At 74.4% G+C, this 21759-nt stretch carries 2 protein-coding genes; both read right to left on the bottom strand.

What is annotated here, in order from left to right:
• Window position 1: 1 nt before the first annotated feature.
• On the bottom strand, window positions 2-7213 hold the full coding sequence (locus tag ACZ3II_RS06660; RefSeq protein WP_465516643.1) for an amino acid adenylation domain-containing protein: 7212 nt from the start codon (window positions 7211-7213) through the stop codon (window positions 2-4).
• Window positions 7210-21717, bottom strand: a complete 14508-nt coding sequence (locus tag ACZ3II_RS06665; protein ID WP_465516644.1) for an amino acid adenylation domain-containing protein — start codon at window positions 21715-21717, stop codon at window positions 7210-7212. The genes ACZ3II_RS06660 and ACZ3II_RS06665 overlap by 4 nt, the downstream gene beginning before the upstream one ends.
• Window positions 21718-21759: the final 42 nt, after the last annotated feature.

A 21759-nucleotide genomic window follows, 5' to 3' on the forward strand; every position in this document is an offset into this window, starting at 1 on the left:
ATTAGGGCAGCCTAACCTGAGTCTCGGCGAGGCGCGCCACGGCCTCCACGGTCCGGCCGGCGAACAGGTCCCGGGTCCGCAGGCGCACCCCGCGCGCCCGGGCGACGGCGATCAACCGCATCGCCGAGATGCTGTCCGCCCCCAGGTCGAACACGTCGTCGTCGGCGCCCACACCGGACACCCCGAGCACCTCGCCGACCACCGCGCAGAGCACCCGCTCGGTCTCGGTGGCCGGCGGCCTGCCGCTGCCCTCGATCACCGGGGCCGGCAGCGCCGCCCGGTCGATCTTGCCGTTCACGGTGACCGGCATCGCGCCGAGCACGACGAAGGCGGCCGGCACCAGATGCGCGGGCAGCCGGGTGGCGAGGAACGCGCGCAGGTCGGCGGTGGTCACGTCGGCGGGCGCCACCACGTACCCCACCAGCCTTTTCACGCCCTCGTCGTCGCGGACGTCCAACGCCGCCTGCCGCACCGCGGGATGCGCGGCCAGCGCGGCCTCGATCTCGCCCAGCTCGATCCGGAAGCCCCGAATCTTGACCTGGTTGTCGGTCCGCCCGACGAAGTCGATGCGTCCGTCGGCGGTCCACCGGACCACGTCGCCGGTGCGGTACATGCGGGTGCCCGGCGCCCCGAACGGGTCGGCGACGAACCGTCCCGCGGTCAGGTCCGGCCTGCCGTGGTAGCCGCGGGCCACCTGGGCCCCGGCGATGTACAGCTCCCCGTCGACCCCCGGCGGCACCGGCCGCAGCCGGTGATCGAGCACGTAGAGGCTGCTGTTGGTGACGCCCCGGCCGATCAGCGGGCGGGCCGAGTCGCGGACGTTCGCGACGACGGCGTCCACCGTGCACTCGGTGGGACCGTAGAAGTTGAACGCCGCGGTCCCGGGCAGGTGCTGCATCTTCTCCCACAGCGGCTGCGGGATCGCCTCACCGCCGACGCCCAGCACCCGGGGCGGCGTGAGACCGGCCGCGAGCAGCTGTTCCAGATGCGACGGCGCCAGCTCGACGAAGTCGATCCCGCGATCGGCGATGAACGACACCAGCGCCGCCGGGTCCCGGCGGATCTCCTCGGTGACCAGGTCCAGGTGGTGACCGCCGAGCAGGCCGAGCATCGGCTGCCAGGAGGCGTCGAACGCGAACGACCAGTTGTGGCCGATCCGGAGTTTCCCCGGCCCGGCGGGGGACAGCACGTCGCGGTCGTGGTTGGCGAACAGGTTGACCACCGTGCGGTGCGGGACCACCACGCCCTTGGGCCGCCCGGTGCTGCCGGATGTGTAGATCACGTAGGCGGCGTTGTCCGGGGTGAGCGGGGTCGGCACCGGTTCGGCGGGGTAGGCCGCCGCCGGGTCGCCCGTCAGCAGCAGCCGCGGCGCCGCGGCCGGGAGCAGCCCGGCGTGCTCGTCGTCGGTGATCACCAGGACCGGGCCGGCGTCCTCGATCATCAGCGCGATCCGGTCGGCCGGGTAGTCCGGGTCGATCGGGACGTAGGCCGCCCCCGACGCGAGGACCGCCCAGATCGACACCACGATGCCGGTCCCGCGCGGCAGCAGCAGCGCGATCCGCTTCTCCGGGCCCGCGCCGCGGTCGATCAGCAGCCGGGCGAGCCGGTTGGCCCGGGCCGCGAAGGACGCGTAGTCCAGCGTCTCGTCCCGGACCGTCAGGGCCGGCGCGGACGGTGTCTCCGCGGCCCAGCGGTTCAGGATCGCCGGGAGCGTCGACGGGGCCACCGGCATCCGGTCGGCGTTCCAGTCCACCAGGATCGTCCGCCGCTCCGCGGGCGAGACCACGTCGGTGCGTCCCACCGGCAGCGCCGGGTCGGCGGCCAGCGTGGCCAGGATGCCGGTCAGCCGGTCCAGCAGGGTCCGGGCCTGCTCGGCGGTGAACAGGTCGCGGCGGTACTCCAGGTTCAGGACCAGGCCGTCCTCGTCGCCCGCCACGAGGGTCAGCGGGTAGTGCGTGGCGTCGTACGGCCGCACCTTGTCGATCTTGAGTCCGGCCGACTCCTCACCGGCGGCCAGGCTCTCGGCGTCCACCGGGTAGCTCTCGAAGACGGTGAGCGTGTCGAACAGCTCGCCGCGGCCGTGTGCCCGCTGGATCTCGGCGAGACCCAGGTGGTGGTGTTCCAGCAGCCGGGACTGCTCGCCCTGCAGGCGGGTGAGCAGCGCGTGCCAGGGCTCGGCGGGGCGCAGCCGGACCCGTACCGGAACGGTGGTGATGAACAGACCGATCATGTCCCCGATGCCGTCCAGGCCGGACTCGCGCCCGGAGACGGTGGCGCCGAAGACGACGTCGTCGCGGCCGGTCAGGCCACCGAGCAGGACACCCCAGGCGGCCTGGACGATGGTGTTCGGGGTGACCTCGTGCGCCCGGCCGATCCGCTGCAGCGCGGCACGAAGATCGGCCGGCAGCCGCGCGTCGAGGTAGCCGGGCCGGCCGCCCTCCCCCGCGTCCGGCGGCACCACCCGGGTCGCCTCGGTGAGCCCGTCGAGGGCCTCCCGCCACGCCTGCTCGGCGGCGGTGACGTCCCGGGTGGCCAGCCACTCCAGGTGCTCGCGATAGGGCCGGGGCGCGGGCGCGGGGGTCCCGGCGTAACCGGCGAGCAGTTCCCGGACCAGCAGCGGGCCGGACCAGCCGTCCAGCAGGATGTGGTGCTCGGTGCTGATCAGCTGGTGCTGGTCCGGGCCGTGCCGGAGCAGCGTCCAGCGCAGCAGCGGCGGCCGGGACAGGTCGAAGTGGCCGCGCTCCTCGGCCAGCACAGCGTCCAGGTCCCCGCCGTCGACCTCGCGCCAGGGCAGCTCGACGCTCGCCGGGATCACCTGCACCGGCACGCCGGACGGGCTGGTCACGAAGCCGGCCCGCAGGTTCGGGTGCCTGTCGAACAGGGTGGCGGCGGCCGTCCGGAGACGGGCGGCGTCCAGCGGGCCGGACAGGTCCAGCACCTGCTGCACGGTATAGACGTCCATGGCGGACTCGTCGTAGGACGACAGGAAGTACAGGCCGCGCTGCAACGGGGCGAGCGACCAGGCGTCGGCCAGGTCCGGGTACTGCCGCTCCAGCGCGTCGACGTCGTCCTGCGGCAGACTCAGCAGCGGCAGGTCCGCGGTGCTGCGGCCGCCTGTCGCGTCCGGCAGGGCGGCCAGGGCCGCCGTCCAGCGCGCGGCGATCGCGGCCACGTGCGCCTCGTCGAGCACCCCGCCCGGGTACGCCAGGTGCGCCGTGAGCACGCCCCCGACCTCCGCGACGTTGACCTCGAGGGCATGGGTCATCGGGGTGTCCGGGTCGGCGTCGCTGCCCAGCCCGCCGCCGGCGTCGCCGTCGAACCGGCCCAGATAGTTGAAGAGCACCTGCGCGGCGGTGGCCGGCAGCCGCAGCAGCCCGTAGCCGAGCCCATCGCCGGGCACCGCGCGGAGCTGGTCCTTGACCCGCTTCACCGCCCGGTCGACGCCGTCGTCGCCGGGCGTCAGCCGCACCGGGTACTCGGTGGTGAACCAGCCGACGGTCCGGGACAGGTCGGCGCCGGGCACCGCCTCCTCGTACCGGCCGTGGCCCTCCAGCTGCACCCGCACCGCGCCGCCGGTGTCCGGGGCGAGCGCCACCGCGAGACCGGCCAGCAGCAGCTCCGCCACCGAGGCCCGGAACTTCGCCGCGGCCGCGGTGAGCGACGGCAGGGGAACGCTGATCGCCCGGCTGCCGCCGACGGTGTCCCGGGCCGGGTCGACCGGGCGTACCCCCAGCACCGGCTCGGGGCCGGCGATGACCGCGGCCCAGTACGCCGCCTCGCCCGTGCGGTCGGCGGTGGCCAGGCCGGTCGCCCAGGCCCGGAACGAGGTCGGCGCCGGAGCCGGGGCGCCACCCGCCCACAGCGTGCGCAGGTCGTCGCCGAGGATCCGCCAGGAGACGCCGTCGACCACCAGGTGGTGCACGACCAGCAGCAACCGGCCCGGCTCGAACCAGACCGCCTCCATCATGACGCCGGCCGCCGGGTCGAGGCGGGCCACCGCGTCCGCGCGGGCCTGCTCGACGTCGGCGTCGCCGGGCAGCACCGTCAGCCGCGGCGCCCCGCCCCGCGGCGGCACCTCCAGGTGGGTGCCGGTCCAGCGGGCGCGCAGCATCTCGTGGGTGTCGAGCAGGCTCCGCAGGGCCGCGGTGACCTGTGCCCGGGTCAGCCCGTCCGGGACCGGCCACAGCATGGACTGGCTGAACCGGGCCGGCACACCCTGCTCGGCCAGCCAGCCGACAGCCGGGGTGAGCGGGACCGGGCCGGTCGCGGCGACCGCCGGGCGGGCCTGTTCGGTGACCGGCTCGGCAACGGCGGCCAGCGCGGCGACCGTACGCTGCTCGAAGATCTGCCGCGGGGTGATCCGCAGACCCGCGGCCCGGGAACGGGCGACGAACTGCAGGCTGAGGATGCTGTCCCCGCCGAGGGCGAAGAAGCTGTCCCCGGCGCCCACCGCCGGCAGGCCGAGGACCTGGGCGAAGAGGCCGGCCAGGGTCTCCTCGACCGGGTTGCCCGCGGCCGCCGTGCCGACGCTGATCGACGGCTCCGGCAGCGCGCGGCGGTCCACCTTGCCGGCCGCAGTCAGCGGCAGCACGTCCAGGACGACGAAGGCGGCCGGCACCATGTGCTCCGGCAGCGTCAGCTGCTCCTTGATCCGTTCCGGGTCGGCGCTGCCCGTGACGTAGGCGATCAGCCGGTTCCCGCGGACGATCACCGCGGCCTGCCGGACGCCCGGCACCGCCTCCACGGCGGCCTGGATCTCGCCCGGCTCGATCCGGAAGCCACGCAGTTTGACCTGGTCGTCGGTGCGGCCGACGAAGTCGAGGCGGCCGTCGGCGGTGCGGCGCACCAGGTCGCCGGTGCGGTACATCCGCTCACCGGGAGCGCCCCACGGGTCGGCGACGAACCGGGACGCGGTCAGCCCGCCGCGCCCGAGATAGCCGCGGGTCACCGGGGCGCCGGCCAGGTACAGCTCACCGGCCACCCCGGCGGGCACCGGGCGCAGCGCGCGGTCCAGCACGTACGCCCGGGTGTTGCGGATCGGGCCGCCGACGAGCGGGGTGTCGCTGTCGGCCAGATGGGCGACCAGGGTGTCGACCGTGCACTCGGTGGGGCCGTACAGGTTGACCACGGTGCTCCCGGTGTCCCGCAGCGCCGACCAGAGCGCCGGACCGGTCGCCTCGCCGCCCACCACCAGGTACCGCGGCGCGCTGGTCAGCAACGGCAGCAGCGGCTCGGCGAACGACGGGGTGATGTCCAGGTAGTCGATGCCACTGCTGGCGACGTACGCCGCGAGCAGTGCCGGGTCGTGCCGGGTCTCGTCGTCGATCAGGTGCAGCTCGTGCCCGGCGATCAGCCAGAGCAGGCCCTCGAACGCGGTGTCCACCCACAGCGCCGCGGTGAGGGCGGCCCGGATCCGGCCGCCGGTGGGGAAGATCAGCCGCTGGGCGGCATACAGGTTGGCCAGGTTGGCGTGGTCGACGACGACGCCCTTCGGGGCGCCGGTCGAGCCGGAGGTGTAGAGCAGGTACGCGGCGTTGCCCAGCCGGGGCGCCACGGGGGTCGACGACAGGGCCGGGAGGTCGCCCGCGCGCAGCGTCACCACCGCGCCCGCGTCGGCGATCATGAACTCGATGCGCGCGGCCGGCAGCCCGGCGTCGATCGGCAGGTAGACCGCGCCCGCCGCCAGCACCGCCAGCCAGGCGACGACGGCCTCGGCGCCGCGCGGCAGCACCACCGCGACCACCTGTTCCGGCCCGGCGCCGGCCGCGGCCAGCCGGGCGGCGAGCGTGTCCACCCGGGCGCCGAGTTCGGCGAAGGTCAGCGACTCACCGCCCGCGACCAGGGCCGGGACGTCCGGCGTCGCGGCCACCTGCCGACGGAAGATCTCCACGACCGTCTCGGCCGGCCCGTCCGCGACCTCCCCGATCAGCGGCTCCGGCCCGGCGAACACCGGCCGGGCCGACGGGTCGGCGAGCAGTGCCGTCACCAGGCCGGTCAGCTCGGTCAGCACCTGCTCCGCCCACGCCGCGGTGAACTCGTCGGGCCGGTAGTCCAGGCTGAACGTCACCTGCTCCGGGTCCGGCAGCACGGTCAGCGTCGCCGGGTAGTGGGTGGCGTCGCGGCCGGTCACCGCAGCGATCCGCAGCCCGGCGGTCCGCTGCGAGGCGGCCAGGGCCTCGTCGTCGACCGGGTAGCTCTCGAACACCAGCAGCGTGTCGAAGAGCGGCCCGCCTCCGGCCTGCCGCTGGATCTCGGACAGGCTCAGGTGCTGGTGGTCCAGCAGCCCGGCCTGCTCTCCCTGCACCCGCTGGACCGCGGCGCGGAAGGTGTCGGCCGGGTTCAGCCGCACCCGGACCGGCACGGTGTTGATGAACAGGCCGACCATCTCGTCCGCGCCGGGCAGCGACGCCGGGCGGCCGGAGACGGTGGCGCCGAAGACCACGTCGTCGCGGCCGGTGAGCCGGCCGAGCAGCATCCCCCACAGGGTCTGCACGACGCTGTTCAGCGTGACGCCGTGGGCCCGGGCGAAGGCGGTCAGCGGCGCGGCCGGCACGGTCGCCGACAGTTCGGCCGGGACCACCGGGCGCCGGTCCGGCCCGGCGGCGGCGATCCGGGTCGGCTCGTCCACCCCGGCCAGGTACGCCGCCCACGCCGTGCGTGCCGCGCCGGCGTCCTGCCGGGTCACCCAGGACAGATAGTCGCGGTACGCGCGCGGCGGCGGCAACGGCTGCCCGGCGTAGAGCGCGAGCAGGTCCTGCACCAGCAGCGGACCGGACCACCCGTCGAGCAGGATGTGGTGGGCGGTCAGCACCAGCCGGTGGTCGTTCTCGCCGAGCCGGACCAGCACCCAGCGCAGCAGCGGCGGCTTGGCCAGGTCGAACCGGCGGGCCCGCTCCTGGTCCAGCAGCCGGGGCAGCGCCGCCTCGGGCAGCTCGACGACCGAGAACGGCACCTCGACCCGGGCCGGGATCAGCTGCACCGGCTCACCGGTCTTGCGTGGCCGGAACGCGGCACGCAGGTTCGGGTGGCGCTCCAGCAGGCCGCGGATCGCCGCGCGCAGCCGGTCGGCGTCGACCGGCCCGGCGATCTCCAGGACCTGCTGCACGGTGTAGACGTCGGTGTCGGTGTCCGAGAACGCGGACAGGAAGTAGAACCCCTCCTGCAGCGGGGAGAGGGGCAGGATGTCCTGCAGTCCAGCCGGCTTGTCGCTCACAGGTCGCCCCACTCATCCTCGAACTCGTCGATCTCGTCCTGGCTCAGCTGAACCAGCAGGTCGGACGGGGTCAGGCCCGCGTCCAGGTCACCGGCGGCGAGCGCGTCGAGCGCTGTCTCGTACGCGTCGGCCCACGCCTCGACGTCCGCCGCCGCATGCGCGTCGGACGGCCAGGACCAGCGCACCTCCAGCACCGGGCCGGCCGGGCCGTCCAGCGTGGTGATGGTGAGGTCCAGGCCGTGGCTGCTCGGCAGGCCGTCCGGCACCGTGCCCAGGTCCTCCTCGTGCGGCGCCCACATCCCGTCGCCGGCGGTGAACCGGCCCAGGTAGTTGACGAGCACCGGCGGGTTGACGTGCCCGATCCGGTCGCGCAGCAGCCCGTACCCGATGCCGTTGTCCGGCGCCGCCCGCAGCTGTTCCTTGACCTGCTTCAGGTCACCGCCGAGACGGACCGGGTAGGTGGTGGTGAACCAGCCGACCGTCCGGGACAGGTCGGCCCCGGGCACCAGCTGCTCCTCGCGGCCGTGGCCCTCCAGCTCGACCACGATCTCGCCGCCCGGCTGGAGCGTCCGGGCCAGCGCGGTGAGCAGAACGTCCGGCACGTTGCCGTGCACGGCCGCGGGGACCGTGGTGAGCAGCGGGATCGTGCGCTCCGGGGGGAGCGTGCGGACGATCTCACGCACCTCGCCGTGCCAGCGCTTCCCCTCGACGCCGTCGACCGTACGGCGCCAGAACGCCGTCTCCGTGCCCCGCGCGGCCGCCGCGGCCCGCAGGCCGGTGGCCCACTGCCGGAACGAGGTGCCGGCCGGCGCCAGGTCGGGCTGCTTGCCCGCGGTGATCGCCTCCCAGGCCTGCTGCAGGTCGGGCACGATGATCCGCCAGGAGACGCCGTCCACCACCAGGTGGTGAGCGACCAGCAGCAGCTTGCCGGGCGCGGTCACCACCTGCAGCATCACGCCGCCTGCCGGGTCGAGCCGGTCGACTGCCGCGGCGTACGCGGCCCGCAGGTCCCCACCGGCGGGCCGGATCAGCGCGGCGGCGTCCACCGTGCCCACCGGCGGCACGGTCAGTTCGCTGCCGGTCCACCGGGCCCGCAACATGTCGTGCCGGTCCAGAACCGCCTGCAGCGCCGGGATCAGCTCGTCGCCGGTCACCTCGTCCGGGACCCGCAGCAGCATCGACTGGTGGAACCGGTCGATCGGGACCGGCTGGTCCCGCAGCCAGGCGACGATCGGGGTGACCGGCACGTCGCCGAGCCCGGCCTCCGGCGCCTCCGCGACCGTCTCGTCCACGGTGACCAGCGCGGCCAGGGCGGCCGGGGTCTTGGCCTCGAACACCTGCCGCGGGCTGATCCGCAGCCCGGCCGCGCGGGCCCGGGCGACGAGCTGGATGGAGACGATCGAGTCGCCGCCGAGCGCGAAGAAGCTGTCCCCCGCGCCCACCTCGGGCAGGCCGAGCAGTTCCGCGAACAGGTCGCAGAACCGCTGTTCCAGCGGGTTCCCGGCGGCCACCGGCGTGACCGGCGCGAACTCCGGCTCGGGCAGCCGCTTGACGTCGACCTTGCCGGCGGCGTTCAGCGGCAGCTCGCCGAGCGCCACGAACGCGGCCGGCACCATGTAGTCCGGCAGCCGGGACGCGACGTGCTCCCGCAGCCCGGCGGTCTCGCCGGCGACGTACGCGACCAGCTGCCGCGTCTGCCCGGTGTGCACCACGACGGCGGCCTGCCGCACGTCCGGGTGGGCGCGCAGCACGCTCTCGATCTCGCCCAGCTCGATCCGGAAGCCACGGATCTTGACCTGGGCGTCGGCGCGGCCGAGGAACTCGATCCGGTCGCCCACCCAGCGCACCACGTCACCGGTGCGGTAGAGCCGGGCGCCGGGCGCGCCGAACGGGTCGGCGACGAACCGTTGCGCGGTCAGGCCCGGCTGCGCGAGGTAGCCGCGGGCCAGGCCGGCGCCGCCGAGGTACAGCTCCCCGGGCACGCCGGGAGGCACCGGCCGCAGCCGGTGGTCCAGCACGTACGCGGTCCGGTCGTGGTCCGGCCGGCCGATCAGCACCGGGCCCGGCCCGCACTCCCAGAACGTCGCGTTGACGGTGGTCTCGGTCGGCCCGTACGCGTTGATCATGTGATGGGTGGCGGCCCATCGCTCGACCAGCTCCGGCGGGCAGCGGTCGGCGCCGGTGACGACCGTGACGTGCTCGGGGATGCTGCCGGGTGGGAGGGCGCCGAGCGCGGACGGCGGCACCGCGAAGTGGGTGATGCCCCGCTCGGTGACGAACGCCGCGAAGTCCTCGCCGAGCCGCTGCTCCGGCGGCACCACCACCAGGGTCGCCCCGCAGGTGAGGGTGGCCACCAGCTCCGCGACGGTGACGTCGAAGCTGGGCGACGCGAACTGCGTCATCCGGCTGCCCTGACGCAGGCCGAGGGTCTGGTGGAAGGTGCCGGCCATCGCGGCCAGCCCGGCGTGCGGCACCACCACGCCCTTGGGGCGGCCGGTGCTGCCCGACGTGAAGATGACGTACGCCGGGTGCAGCGGGCTCGGCCCACCGTCCAGCGGGCTGTCGTCCGCGTCCTCCGGCAGCGCTCCGTCGAGGGTCAGCACCGGCTGCGCCTCGGCGACGATCGCGGCCAGCCGGTCCGCCGGCTGGCCCGGTTCCATCGGCAGGTAGGCCGCTCCGGACTTGCTGACCGCCAGCTCCGCCACGATCAGGTCGGCCGAGCGGGGCAGGCTGACCAGCACGATCCGTTCCGGTCCGGCGCCTCGCCCGCGCAGGGCCCGGGCCACCCGGTTGGTGCGGGCGTCCAGTTCGGCGTACGTGTACGAGGTCGCCCCGTCGACCAGCGCGACCGCGTCCGGGGTGCGTCGTGCCTGGGCCGCGAAGAGCGCCGGCAGCGTGCTCGCCCGGTGCCCCACCTGCCGGCCCCGGCCGGCGTCCAGCACGGCCGCGCGTTCCGTGGCCGTCATCAGTTCGGCGGCGCCGATCGGCCGGTCCGGGGCAGCGGTCAGCTCGCCGAGCAGCCGGACCAGCCGGGCGGCCAGCAGTTCGGCGGTCTCCCGGTCGTAGAGGTCGGCGGCGTACTCGATGATGCCGTCGAGCCCGTCCACCCCGTGCCGTTCGGTGACCACGATGCCCAGGTCGAACTGGGCCACGCCGGTGTCGATCGGGTGCGGCGCGACCTCCAGGCCGGGCAGGCCGGGCACCTCGGCGGGCACGTGCTGATAGGCCAGCATGGTCTGGAACAGCGGGTTGCGGGCCGCCGAGCGCTCCGGGTTGACCGCCTCGACCAATCGCTCGAACGGCAGGTCGGCATGCGCGAAGGCGGCCAGGTCGGCGGAACGTACCCGGGTCACCAGCTCGCGGAAGGTGGGGTCGCCGGACACGTCGGTGCGCATCACCACGGTGTTGACGAAGAACCCGGCCAGGTCGTCCAGGACCTCCTCGTCGCGGCCGGCGATCGGGCTGCCGAGCGGGATGTCGTCGCCCGCCCCGAGCCGGCTGAGCAGCACCGCGGTCGCCGCCTGGACCACCATGAAGGCGGTGCTGCCGGTCTGCCGGGTCAGGGTGCGCAGCCGCTGGTGCACGGCGGCGGGCACGTCGAAGGTGACGGTGCCACCGAGGTACGACGGCACCGCCGGGCGCGGCCGGTCGGCCGGCAGGGCCAGCTCCTCGGGCGCGCCGGCCAGGGTGTCGCGCCAGAAGGCGGCCTGGCGTGCGGCGCGGCTGTCCGGGTCGGCGGGGTCGCCGAGCAGGTCGCGCTGCCAGAGCGCGTAGTCGGCGTACTGCACCGGCAGCGGCGTCCAGGCGGGGGCACGGCCGGCCTGCCGGGCCGCGTACGCCGTGCCGAGGTCGGTCATCAGGCGTCCTTCGGACCACTCGTCGGTGACGATGTGGTGCAGCAGGAGCAGCAGCGTCGCCCGCTGCGGGCCGGTGACGAACAGGGTCGCCCGCAGCAGCGGCCCGGTGGCCAGGTCGAACACCGCGGAACCGGCCTCGGCCAGCCGGGCGTCCAGCTCCTCGGCAGCGCACTTGAGCACGTGCAGCGGCGTGCCGTCGGCCGGAAGCAGGCGAGCGTAGGGCTGGCCGTCCTCATCGGCGAAAACCGTCCGCAGGCTGTCGTGCCGGGCCACCACGTCGGTCAGGGCGGCTTCCAGCGCGGGCACGTCGAGCGGCCCGGTCAGCGTCTGCGCGAACGCGACGTTGTAGGTCGCGCTCGGCCCGTTGAGCCGGTCGTGGAACCAGAGCCGCCGCTGCGCGAAGGAGAGCGGCAGCCGTTCGCCGTGCTCGCGGGCGGTGAGCGGCGGGCGCTGCTCGGACGCGTCGGCGAGCCGGCGGGCCAGCGCGGCCACGGTCGGCGCCTCGAAGATCGCCCGGATCGAGACGGCCGAGCCGAGCGCGCCACGGATCCGCGCGGCCAGGCTGGTGGCGAGCAGCGAGTGCCCGCCGAGGGCGAAGAAGTCGTCGTGCACACCGACGGCGGGCAGGCCCAACAGGTCGGCATACAAACCACAGAGCACTTCCTCGACCGGGGTACGGGGTGCCGCGGTCACCGCGTACCCCGAGAAGTCCGGCTCCGGCAGCGCCTTGCGGTCCACCTTGCCCGCCGTGCTGGTCGGCAGCACGTCCAGGGTCACGAACACCGCCGGCACCATGTAGTCCGGCAGCAACGAGGCGGCGTGCTCCCGCAACCCGTCCACCGCGCCCACCACATAGGCGACCAGCCGTTGCGAACGGGCCACCACGACCACCTGCTCCACACCCGAATGGGTGCGCAACACGTTCTCGATCTCACCCAGCTCGATCCGGAACCCACGAATCTTCACCTGGTCATCGGCCCGGCCGACATAGTCCAGGCTTCCGTCAGCGGTCCAGCGGACCACGTCACCGCTGCGATACATGACCGTTCCCGGGGCACCGAACGGGTCCGCGACGAACCGTTCCGCGGTCAGTCCGGGACGGTTGAGATAGCCACGGCCCAGTTGGGCGCCCGCCAGGTACAGCTCTCCGGCGACTCCCGGCGGGACCGGTCGCAGCGCCCCGTCCAGGACGTATGCCCGGGTGTTGCCGATCGGCCGGCCCACGAGCGGGGTGTCGCTGTCCGCCACCCGGGCGAGCAGCGTGTCGACGGTGCACTCGGTCGGGCCGTACAGGTTGACGGCGGTGACCGCCGACTCGCGCAACGCGGTCCACAGCGCCGCGCCCGCCGCCTCCCCGCCCAGCGCCAGCGAGGCCGGGACGTGCCGCGGGTCGGTGAGCAGGCCCTCAGCGACCAGGCGGTCGGCGAGCGACGGCGTCACGTCGAGGAAGTCGATCCGGTGTTCGGCCACGTAGTCGTTGAGCAGCCGCGGATCGCGGCGGGTCTCGTCGTCGACGACGTGCAGCTCGTGGCCGGCGAGCAGCCAGAGCACGCCTTCCCAGGAGGTGTCGAAGGACAGCGCGGCGGTCAGGGCCGCCCGGATCCGCCGGCCACCGGACAGCGCCGGGAAGATGACCCGCGCGTGGTGGTGGAAGAAGTTGGTCACCGCCGAGTGCGGCACCACGACACCCTTGGGCCGGCCGGTGGAACCCGAGGTGTAGAGCACGTACGCCGCGCTCCCCGGCAACAAGCGGACGCGCGGGGCGGCCTCGCCCACGACAGCGGGAATCGAACGCAGGACCACCGCCGGGGCCGCGTCCGCCAGCATGAACTCGATCCGCTCGGCCGGCAGGTCGGCGTCGATCGGCAGGTACGCCGCACCGGACGCCAGCACCGCCAGCCACGCCACCACCGAGTCCGCCGACCGCGGCAGCAGCACCGCGACCGTACGCTCCGGTCCCGCGCCCGCGGCGACCAGATGCGCGGCCAGCGCGTCCACCCGCTCGGCGAGCGCGGCGAAGCTGAGCGACTCCCCCTGGAACACCAGCGCCGGCGCGTCCGGCGTCGCCGCCACCTGCCGCCGGAACACGTCGACCACCGACTCGTCGGGCACCGGCATGCCGGTCTCGTTCCACGCGCTCAGCGCCGCCCGCTCGTCGCCGGAGAGCACCGACACCGACGACAGCCGGCGGTCCGGGTCGGCGGCCACCGTCTCCAGCAGCCGGACCACCCGGTCGAGGAGTGCGGCGGCGGCCTCCGCGGAGTACAGGTCGGGCCGGTACTCCAGGCGCAGCCGCAGCCGCTCCTCCGGGATGACGACCAGGCTGAGCGGATAGTGCGTGGCGTCCAGCGGGATGCCGGGCGTGACCGTGAGCCCGCTGCCCGCGGCCATCTCGGAGGGGTCGAGCGGGTAGTTCTCGAAGACGGTCAGGGTGTCGAACAGCCGCGGCAGCCCAGCGAGACGGTGCAGGTCGGTGAGCCCTACGTGCTGGTGCTCCAGCAGGCCGGCCTGCTCGCTCTGCAGCCGGGTGAGCAGGGTCGTCCAGGTGTCGTCCGGTGACTGGCGTACCCGTACCGGAATGGTGTTGATGAACAGGCCGACCATCGCCTCGGCGCCCGGCAGATCGGCCGGACGTCCGGAGACGGTGGCGCCGGCGACGACGTCGTCGCGCCCGGTGAGCTGCCCGAGCAGCACCGCCCAGACGCCCTGCACCACGGTGTTGAGGGTGATCCCCCGCGCCCGGGCGACCGCGGTCAGCCTGTCGAGCGGCAGGAACGCCTCGGCGACCCGCGGGGCTGCCGCGCCTGTCGCGTCCGGCGCGACGAGCGTGGGCTCCTCGACGCCGGACAGCGCCGCGCTCCAGGCCGCGTCGCTCGCCGCCGGGTCCTGCCGGGCCAGCCAGGCGAGATGATCGGTGTACGGGCGGACCGGCGGCGGGTTGCCGCCCGCGTAGAAGGTGAACAGATCACGGATCGCCAGCGGGCCGGACCAGCCGTCCATCAGCAGGTGATGCTGGGTGAACACCAGCACGTGCCGGTCGGCGCCGGTCGTGACGAGGGTGCACCGCAGCAGGGGCGGGGCGCTCAGGTCGAAACGCTCGGCCCGGTCGGCGGCCAGCACCTCGTCGATCGATCCACCGGCGGTCAGGTCGACGTGCCGCCACGGCACGGTGACCCGGGCGGGGATCACCTGGATCGGGCCGCGGCCGAGGTCGTGGACCGCGCCACGCAGGTTGGGATAGCGGCCGAGCAGGGCGTCCATGGCCGTGTGCAGCCGGGGGACGTCCAGCGGGCCGGTCAGCTCGTACTGATCCTGCACCACGTAGACGTCCGCGCCCTCGGTGGCGAACGACGACAGGAAGTGGATGCCCGCCTGCAGCGGGGACAGCGGCCAGGCGTCGACCAGGTCCGGCACCCGGCGCTCCAGTTCGTCCACCTCGGTCTGGCGCAGGTCGAGCAGCGGGAAGTCGGACGGGGTGCGCCCGCCCACGCCCGGCTCCCGGGCCAGCGCGGTCAGGGCGGCCACCCAGCGGCCGGCCAGCCCGTCCACCGACGGCACCCGGTGCGGCAGGTAGGAGATCCGCAGCCGCAGCACCGGCCCGTCCGCGGTGTCCGCGGTTCCGGCGTTGACGCTGATCGGGTAGTGCACCGGGATGTCGGCGTCGACGGTGACCGCCGGGGCGGGCAGCTCCGGCGCGGGTGAGAACGGCTGCCCGGTCGAGCCGTCGAACCGGCCCAGGTAGTTGACCAGGATCTCCGGGTGCCGCCGGCCCTTGAGCTGGTCGCCGCCCAGGTGGCGCAGCAGGCCGTAGCCGATGCCGTGGTCCGGTGCGGCCCGCAGCTGCTCCTTGACCTGCTTGATCGCGGCCGTGGCCGACAGTCCGGTCGCGTCGATCGCCACCGGGTACTCGGTGGTGAACCAGCCGACCGTACGGGTCAGGTCGGCGCCCTCGACCAGGTGCTCCTCCCTGCCGTGCCCTTCCAGCCCGACCAGCAGCGGCCGCCCGGCGGCCTGGGCGAGCGCGGTGAGCAGCACGTCCGGCACGCCCGCGTGGTACGCCTCGGGCAGCGTGGTCAGCAGCGCCCGGGTCACCTCCGGCCCGACCTCGACGGTCAGCTCCCGCAGGTTTCCGGCCACGTCCTCGGGCGCCGCCGGAACCGGCGTGCCCTCGGTCGTCGCCTGCCAGTACCCCAGCTCACCGGCCCGTGCGGCGGCCAGCGCCGGCAGGGACCGGGCCCAGACCCGGAACGAGGTGCCGGCCGGGGCGAGCTTCTCCCCGGCGCAGGCGCGGGCCAGGTCGTCGAGCAGGATCCGCCAGGAGACGCCGTCCACGACCAGATGGTGGGCGACCAGCAGCAGCCGTTCCGGCAGGCGGACCACCTGCAGCATCACGCCGTCCCGCGGCGACAGCCGATCCACCGCGGCCTCCAGCGCGGCGGCCGGGTCGAGGTCCGACGTGCTGATCAGGTCGGTGGCGTCCCGGTGCGCCGGCACGTCCAGCGTGTCGCCGGTCCACCGGGCCCGCAGCAGGTGATGGGTGTCCAGCAGCGCCTGCACCGCGGTGGCCAGGCGGCCGGCGGTGAGGTCGGCGGGTGCGTGCACGAGCATCGCCTGGCTGTACCGGTCCAGGTCGACGCCCAGGTCACGGGCCCACGCCAGGATCGGGGTGAGCGGCACCTCGCCGACCCCGCCGGCGTCGGCGACGGCTGCGGTGGCCACCTCGGCGACGGCGGCGAGCGCGGCGGGGGTGCGCAGGTCGAACACCTGCCGCGGGGTGATCCGCAGACCGCCGGCGCGGCTCCGGGCGACCAGCTGGATCGAGACGATGGAGTCGCCGCCGAGGGCGAAGAAGTCGTCGTGCACACCGACGGCGGGCAGGCCCAACAGGTCGGCATACAAACCACAGAGCACTTCTTCGACCGGGGTACGGGGTGCGGCGGTCACCGCATGCGCCGAGAAGTCCGGCTCCGGCAGCGCCTTCCGGTCGACCTTGCCCGCCGTGCTGGTGGGCAGCGCGTCCAACTCCACGAACACGGCGGGCACCATGTAGTCCGGCAGCAGTGAGGCCGCGTGGTCACGCAGCCCGTCCACCACCCCGACGACATAGGCGACCAGCCGCTGCGAGCGGGCGATCACGACCACCTGCTCCACACCCGGATGAGTGCGCAGCACGTTCTCGATCTCGCCCAGCTCGATCCGGAAACCGCGGATCTTCACCTGGTCATCGGCCCGGCCGACATAGTCCAGACTTCCGGCGGCGGTCCACCGGACCAGGTCCCCGGTGCGATACATCCGCTCACCGGAATCACCGAACGGGTCGGCTACGAACCGTTCCGCCGTCAACCCCGCACGGCCCAGATACCCGCGGGCCAGCTGCGCGCCGGCCAGGTACAACTCACCGGTCACTCCGACCGGCACCGGCCGCAGACCGCGGTCCAGCACATACGCCCGGGTGTTCCCGATCGGCCGGCCCACCAGCGGACTCTCGCTGTCGGCCACCCACGCCAACAACGTGTCCACCGTGCACTCGGTCGGTCCGTACAGGTTGACCGCCGTGGTCGACGACTGACGGAGCGCCGTCCACAACGCCGCTCCGGCTGCTTCACCACCCAACGCCAACGCCGCCGGTACGTGCCTCTCGCTACTGAGCAGGCCTTCGGCCACCAGCCGGTCCGCCAGCGACGGCGTCACATCCAGGAAGTCGATCCGCTGACCGGCGACATAGTCGTTGAGCAGCCAGGGGTCACGCCGCATCTCGTCGTCGACGACATGCAGCTCGTGGCCGGCCAGCAGCCACAGCACGCCCTCCCACGACGTGTCGAACGACAGCGCCGCCGTCAGCGCGACCCGGATCCGCCGCCCACCCGACAGCACCGGGAAAAGCACCTCGGCATGGTGGGTGAAGAAGTTGGCCACCGCCGCATGCGGCACGACCACGCCCTTGGGGCGGCCCGTCGACCCCGACGTGTACAGCAGATACGCCGCCGACCGGCCATCGATCTCCACCCGCGGAGCGACACCACCGGCAACCCCGGTGGCGTCCCGCAGCACCACCACCGGCTGCGCATCCGCGAGCATGAACTCGATGCGCTCCGCCGGCAGATCGGCATCCACCGGCAGGTACACCGCACCGGCCGCCAGCACCGCCAGCCACGCCACCACCGAATCAGCCGACCGCGGGAGCACCACCGCGACCACCCGCTCCGGCCCGGCCCCCTCGGCCACCAACCGCGCCGCAAGAGCGTCCACCCGCTCGGCCAGCTCCGCGAAGGTCAGCGACACACCACGGAACACCAGCGCCGACGCGTCCGGCGTCGCCGCCACCTGACGACGGAACACCTCGACCACGGATTCGGCAGGAACCGGCCGGGCCGTCGCGGTGCCCCAGGTCAGCAGGTCGGCGCGCTCGTGGGCGGTGAGCAGGTCGATGTCGCCGAGCCGGACGTCGGCGTCCGCGGCCACCGCCTGCAGCAGGCGGATCAGGCGATCGCCCATCGCCCGTACGGTGCCCGGGTCGAAAAGCTCGGTCCGGTACTCGAAGGCGGCGGCGATCTCGTCGCCCTCCTCCGCCAGGGTGATGCTGAGGTCGAACTTCGCCGTGCCGGTGTCCACGAACCGGGTGGGCCAGCCCTCGACGGCGGGCAGCGCGTGCTGGTACGCCACCATCACGTCGAACAGCATCCGGCGGTCCGGGGCGAGCGCGTCCAGGACCCGGTCGTAGGGCACGTCGGCGTGGGCGAGGGCGGCCAGGTCGGCGTCCCGTACGCGGGTCAGCAGCTCGGCGAAGGTCGGGTCGCCGGACAGGTCGGTGCGCAGCACCACGGTGTTGACGAAGAGGCCGACCAGGTCGTCCACCTCTTCGCCGGGCCGTCCGGCGACCGGGGCGCCGAGCGGGATGTCGTCGCCGGCGCCGTGGCGGTGCAGCAGGGCGGCGGTCGCGGCGTGGGTCAGCATGAACATCGTGGTGCCGGTCGCCCGGGCCAGCGCCCGCAGCTCGGCGACGAGGCCGGCGGGCACCGTGACGGTCTCCGTCGCGCCGGCCGACGTCGGGGTCGCCGGGCGCGGCCGGTCGGTGGGTAGCGGCAGCAGCGGGGGCAGGTCGCGCAGTGTCTCGCGCCACCAGTCCAGGTCGTCGCCGACCGGCAGCGCGTCCTGCCAGCGGGCGAAGTCGGCGTACCGGACGGCGGGGAGCGGCAGTTCCCGGCCGTCGTGGGCGGCGGCCAGGTCGGACAGCAGCGGGGTGAGCGACCACTCGTCGGTGGCGATGTGGTGCGCCACCAGGAGCAGCACGTGCTCGCCGTCGGCGACCCGGTGCAGGTGCGCCCGGATCGGCAGGTCGGTGGCCAGGTCGAAGGGCCGGCGCACCGCCTCGGCCAGGTCGTCCACGCGGGTGATCTCGATGTCCGGCGCGGGCAGCACCACCTGGTACGGCAGGCCGTCCTCGCCGGACCGGTACACCGTGCGCAACGGCTCGTGCCGGGCGACGACAGCGGTCACCGCGCGGGCCAGCGCCGCCTCGTCCAGCGGGCCGTGCAGCGTCACCGCGAGGGGCAGGTGATAGGTGGGATCGGCCCCGTCGAGCTGGTGCAGGAACCACATCCGGCGCTGGGCGGCGGACAGCGGCGGGCGCTCGACCGGCGGCAGAGCGACCAGCGGTGGCAGGTCCGTGGCGCGTTTCAGCAGGCCGGTGAGGCCGGCCACGGTCGGCGCATCGAACACGTCCCGGATGCTGAGTTCACGGCCGAGGACGGCCCGGACCCGGGCCACCACCCGGGCCACGAGCAGGGAATGCCCGCCCAGGTCGAAGAAGTCGTCCCGGACACCGACCGCGTCGAGGCCGAGCACCGAGGCGAAGATGTCGCAGAGGATCTCCTCCAGCACGGTGCGGGCGGCGCTGACGGGCGACGTCTCGAAGACCGGGTCGGGCAGGGCGTTGCGGTCCAGTTTGCCGTTCGGGGTGGTGGGCAGCTCGTCCAGCACCATGACCGCGGCCGGCACCATGTAGTCCGGCAGGAAGTCGCCGGCGAACGACCGCAGCGCCGCCGGGTCGGCGTCCCCCACGACGTAACCGGCCAGGCGCCCGTCGCGCAGCACCACCGCGGCCCGGGTCACCGCCGGATGCCTCAGCAGCACGGCCTCGATCTCGCCGAGTTCGATCCGGAAGCCGCGGAGCTTGACCTGGTGGTCCACCCGGCCGAGCACGTCCAGGGTGCCGTCGGCCCGCCAGGCGGCCAGGTCGCCGGTGCGGTACATCCGGGTGCCGGGCGGCCCGTACGGGTCGGCCACGAACCGGCCCGCGGTCAGCTCCGGGCGGCCCAGATAGCCCTGCGCCACGCCGTCGCCGGCGATGTACAGCTCGCCCGCCACCCCCTGCGGGACCGGCCGCAGCGCCGCGTCGAGCACGTACACCTGGGTGTTCAGAATCGGTCGCCCGATCGTCGGCGTCCCGTCCGTGACGATCTCCGCGGCGGTCGACCAGATGGTCGTCTCGGTCGGGCCGTACAGGTTGGTGACGCCCGCGGTGTTCGCCCGCAGCCGGTCGGCCAGCTCGGCGGGCAGCGCCTCGCCGCCGACCAGCGCCCGCACGCCGGGCAGCGAGGATCCGGCGATCTCGCGCCACAGCGTCGGCGTGGCCTGCAGCACGGTCGCCCCGGACTCCGCGACCAGGGCCTCCAGCACCGCCGGGTCCTGCACGCTCTCCTTCGGCGCGAGCACCACCCGGGCGCCGCTGAGCAGCGGCAGGTAGAGCTCCAGCCCGGCGATGTCGAAACTGACGGTGGTCACCGCGAGCAGCCGGTCGGTGCTGCTCAGCGGGATCAGGCGCCGCATCGCGAGCAGGAAGTTCACCAGGTTGCGCTGGGTGACCACGACACCCTTGGGGCGCCCGGTCGACCCCGAGGTGTAGAGCACGTAGGCCGGCGCGTCCGGCGCGATCACCGGCTCCGGCAGCGGACCGTCCGCCGGGTCGCCGGCCCAGTTCTCGTCGATCAGCAGGATCGGCGCTGCGTCCTCGATCATCAGGGCGAGGCGCTCCGCCGGGAAGTCCGGGTCCAGCGGCAGGTAGGCGGCCCCGGTCCGGGCCACCGCGAGCAACGTGACCAGCAGCCGTGCCGACCGCTTGAGGCAGACCGCGACGATCGTGCCGGGTCGCGCGCCACGGGCGGCGAACCGCCGCGCCAGTTCCGCGACCTCGGCGTCCAGCTGCGCGTAGCTCAGCGACGTCACGCCGTCGGTGACCGCGATCAGGTCCGGGGTACGCGCCACCTGCTCGCGGATCAGCGTGCTGAGCGACGCGCCGGGCAGCGTGGCGGCGTCGCCGGTGCCGTCGGCGAGCAGCCGTTCCCACTCGGAGCGGGTGACCACGTCGAGCGCGCCGACCGGCTGCCCCGCGCCGAGGGTGGCGAACCGGTGCAGGAACTCGGCGAGCCGCTCGGCGTGCTCGGCGAGCCGCTCCGGCGTGTACAGCGCGGGATTGGCGTCCACGGTCAGGCCGAGCCGGCCGTCGCCGCGGTCGTCGAGGGTGATCGACAGGTCGTCGACCGGTCCGGCCGAGCGGTAGACCGGGCGGCCCGGGTTGCCGCCGAACGACAGGTCCACCCCGAACGGCTTGATGTTCACCCACGGCCCGACCAGGCGCTTGTCGCCGCCGAGCAGCTTCAGATCGCGGCGGATGTCCTCGCCCCGGTAGCGCTGGTGCTTCCGGATCGCCTTCAGCTCGGCGGCCACCGCGGCGATCAGCGCGCCGGCGGTCTGCCCGGCGTCGATGTGCAGGCGCAACGGCAGCACGTTGACGGCGGTGCCGGGCACCTTCGCGGTGACCGAGCCCAGCCGGCCCATCACCGGCAGGCCGAGCACCACGTCGGCGGCCCCGGTCAGCCGGTGCAGGTAGATCCCGACCGCGGCGAGCAGCGCCTCGACGCGCGTCGCGCGTACCTCCGCGGAGAGCGCGGTCAGGCCCGCGGTGACCGTCTCGGGAAGCTGATACTCCGCGCGGCGGAAGGAGTGCGCGGTACGGGCGGCGCCCGGCGCGAGCCCGGCGACCGGCGGGCAGTCGGCGAGACGCCGCGTCCAGAAGTCGCGGTCCGCGGCGAACTGCTCGCTGCCCCGGTACGCGATGTCGGCGTCGACCATGTCGCGCAGCGGCCGGAACGTCGGCGCCGCCGGCTCGGTACGAGCGGCCAGGGCGGTGTAGATCTGGGCCAGCCGGTGGGTGAGCAGCGCGAAGGTGTACGCGTCGAGGGCCAGGTGGTGACAGGTCTGGAACCACAGCTGCCGGTCGTCGGCGAGCCGCAGCAGGGCGTGCCGGAACACCGGGCCGGTCCGCAGGTCGATCACCTCGGCCAGGTCGGCACGGATCCACGCCTCGGCGGCGGCGTCCGGGTCGGGCTCGCCGCGCAGGTCGACGACGGTCAGCGTGCCGGTGATCGCGTCGTCGACGATCTGCCGCGGCTCGTCGTCCGGGCCGGTGATCCGGAGCCGCAGCACGTCGGTCTCGGCGACCAGCCGCCGCCCGGCCTCGGCCAGCGCCGCCAGATCGAGGACGCCGTCGATGGCGACCCCCGCGCCGGTGTTGAAGATCGGATTCGTGGCGTCGATCTGCTGGGCGAACCAGACCCCGGCCTGGGCGGCGGTCAGGGGTAGCTGCACGATGTCGATCTCCTGGTTCAGGGCACGGGGGTACGACCCGCC

The organism is Actinoplanes sp. NPDC019969 (assembly GCF_055562375.1).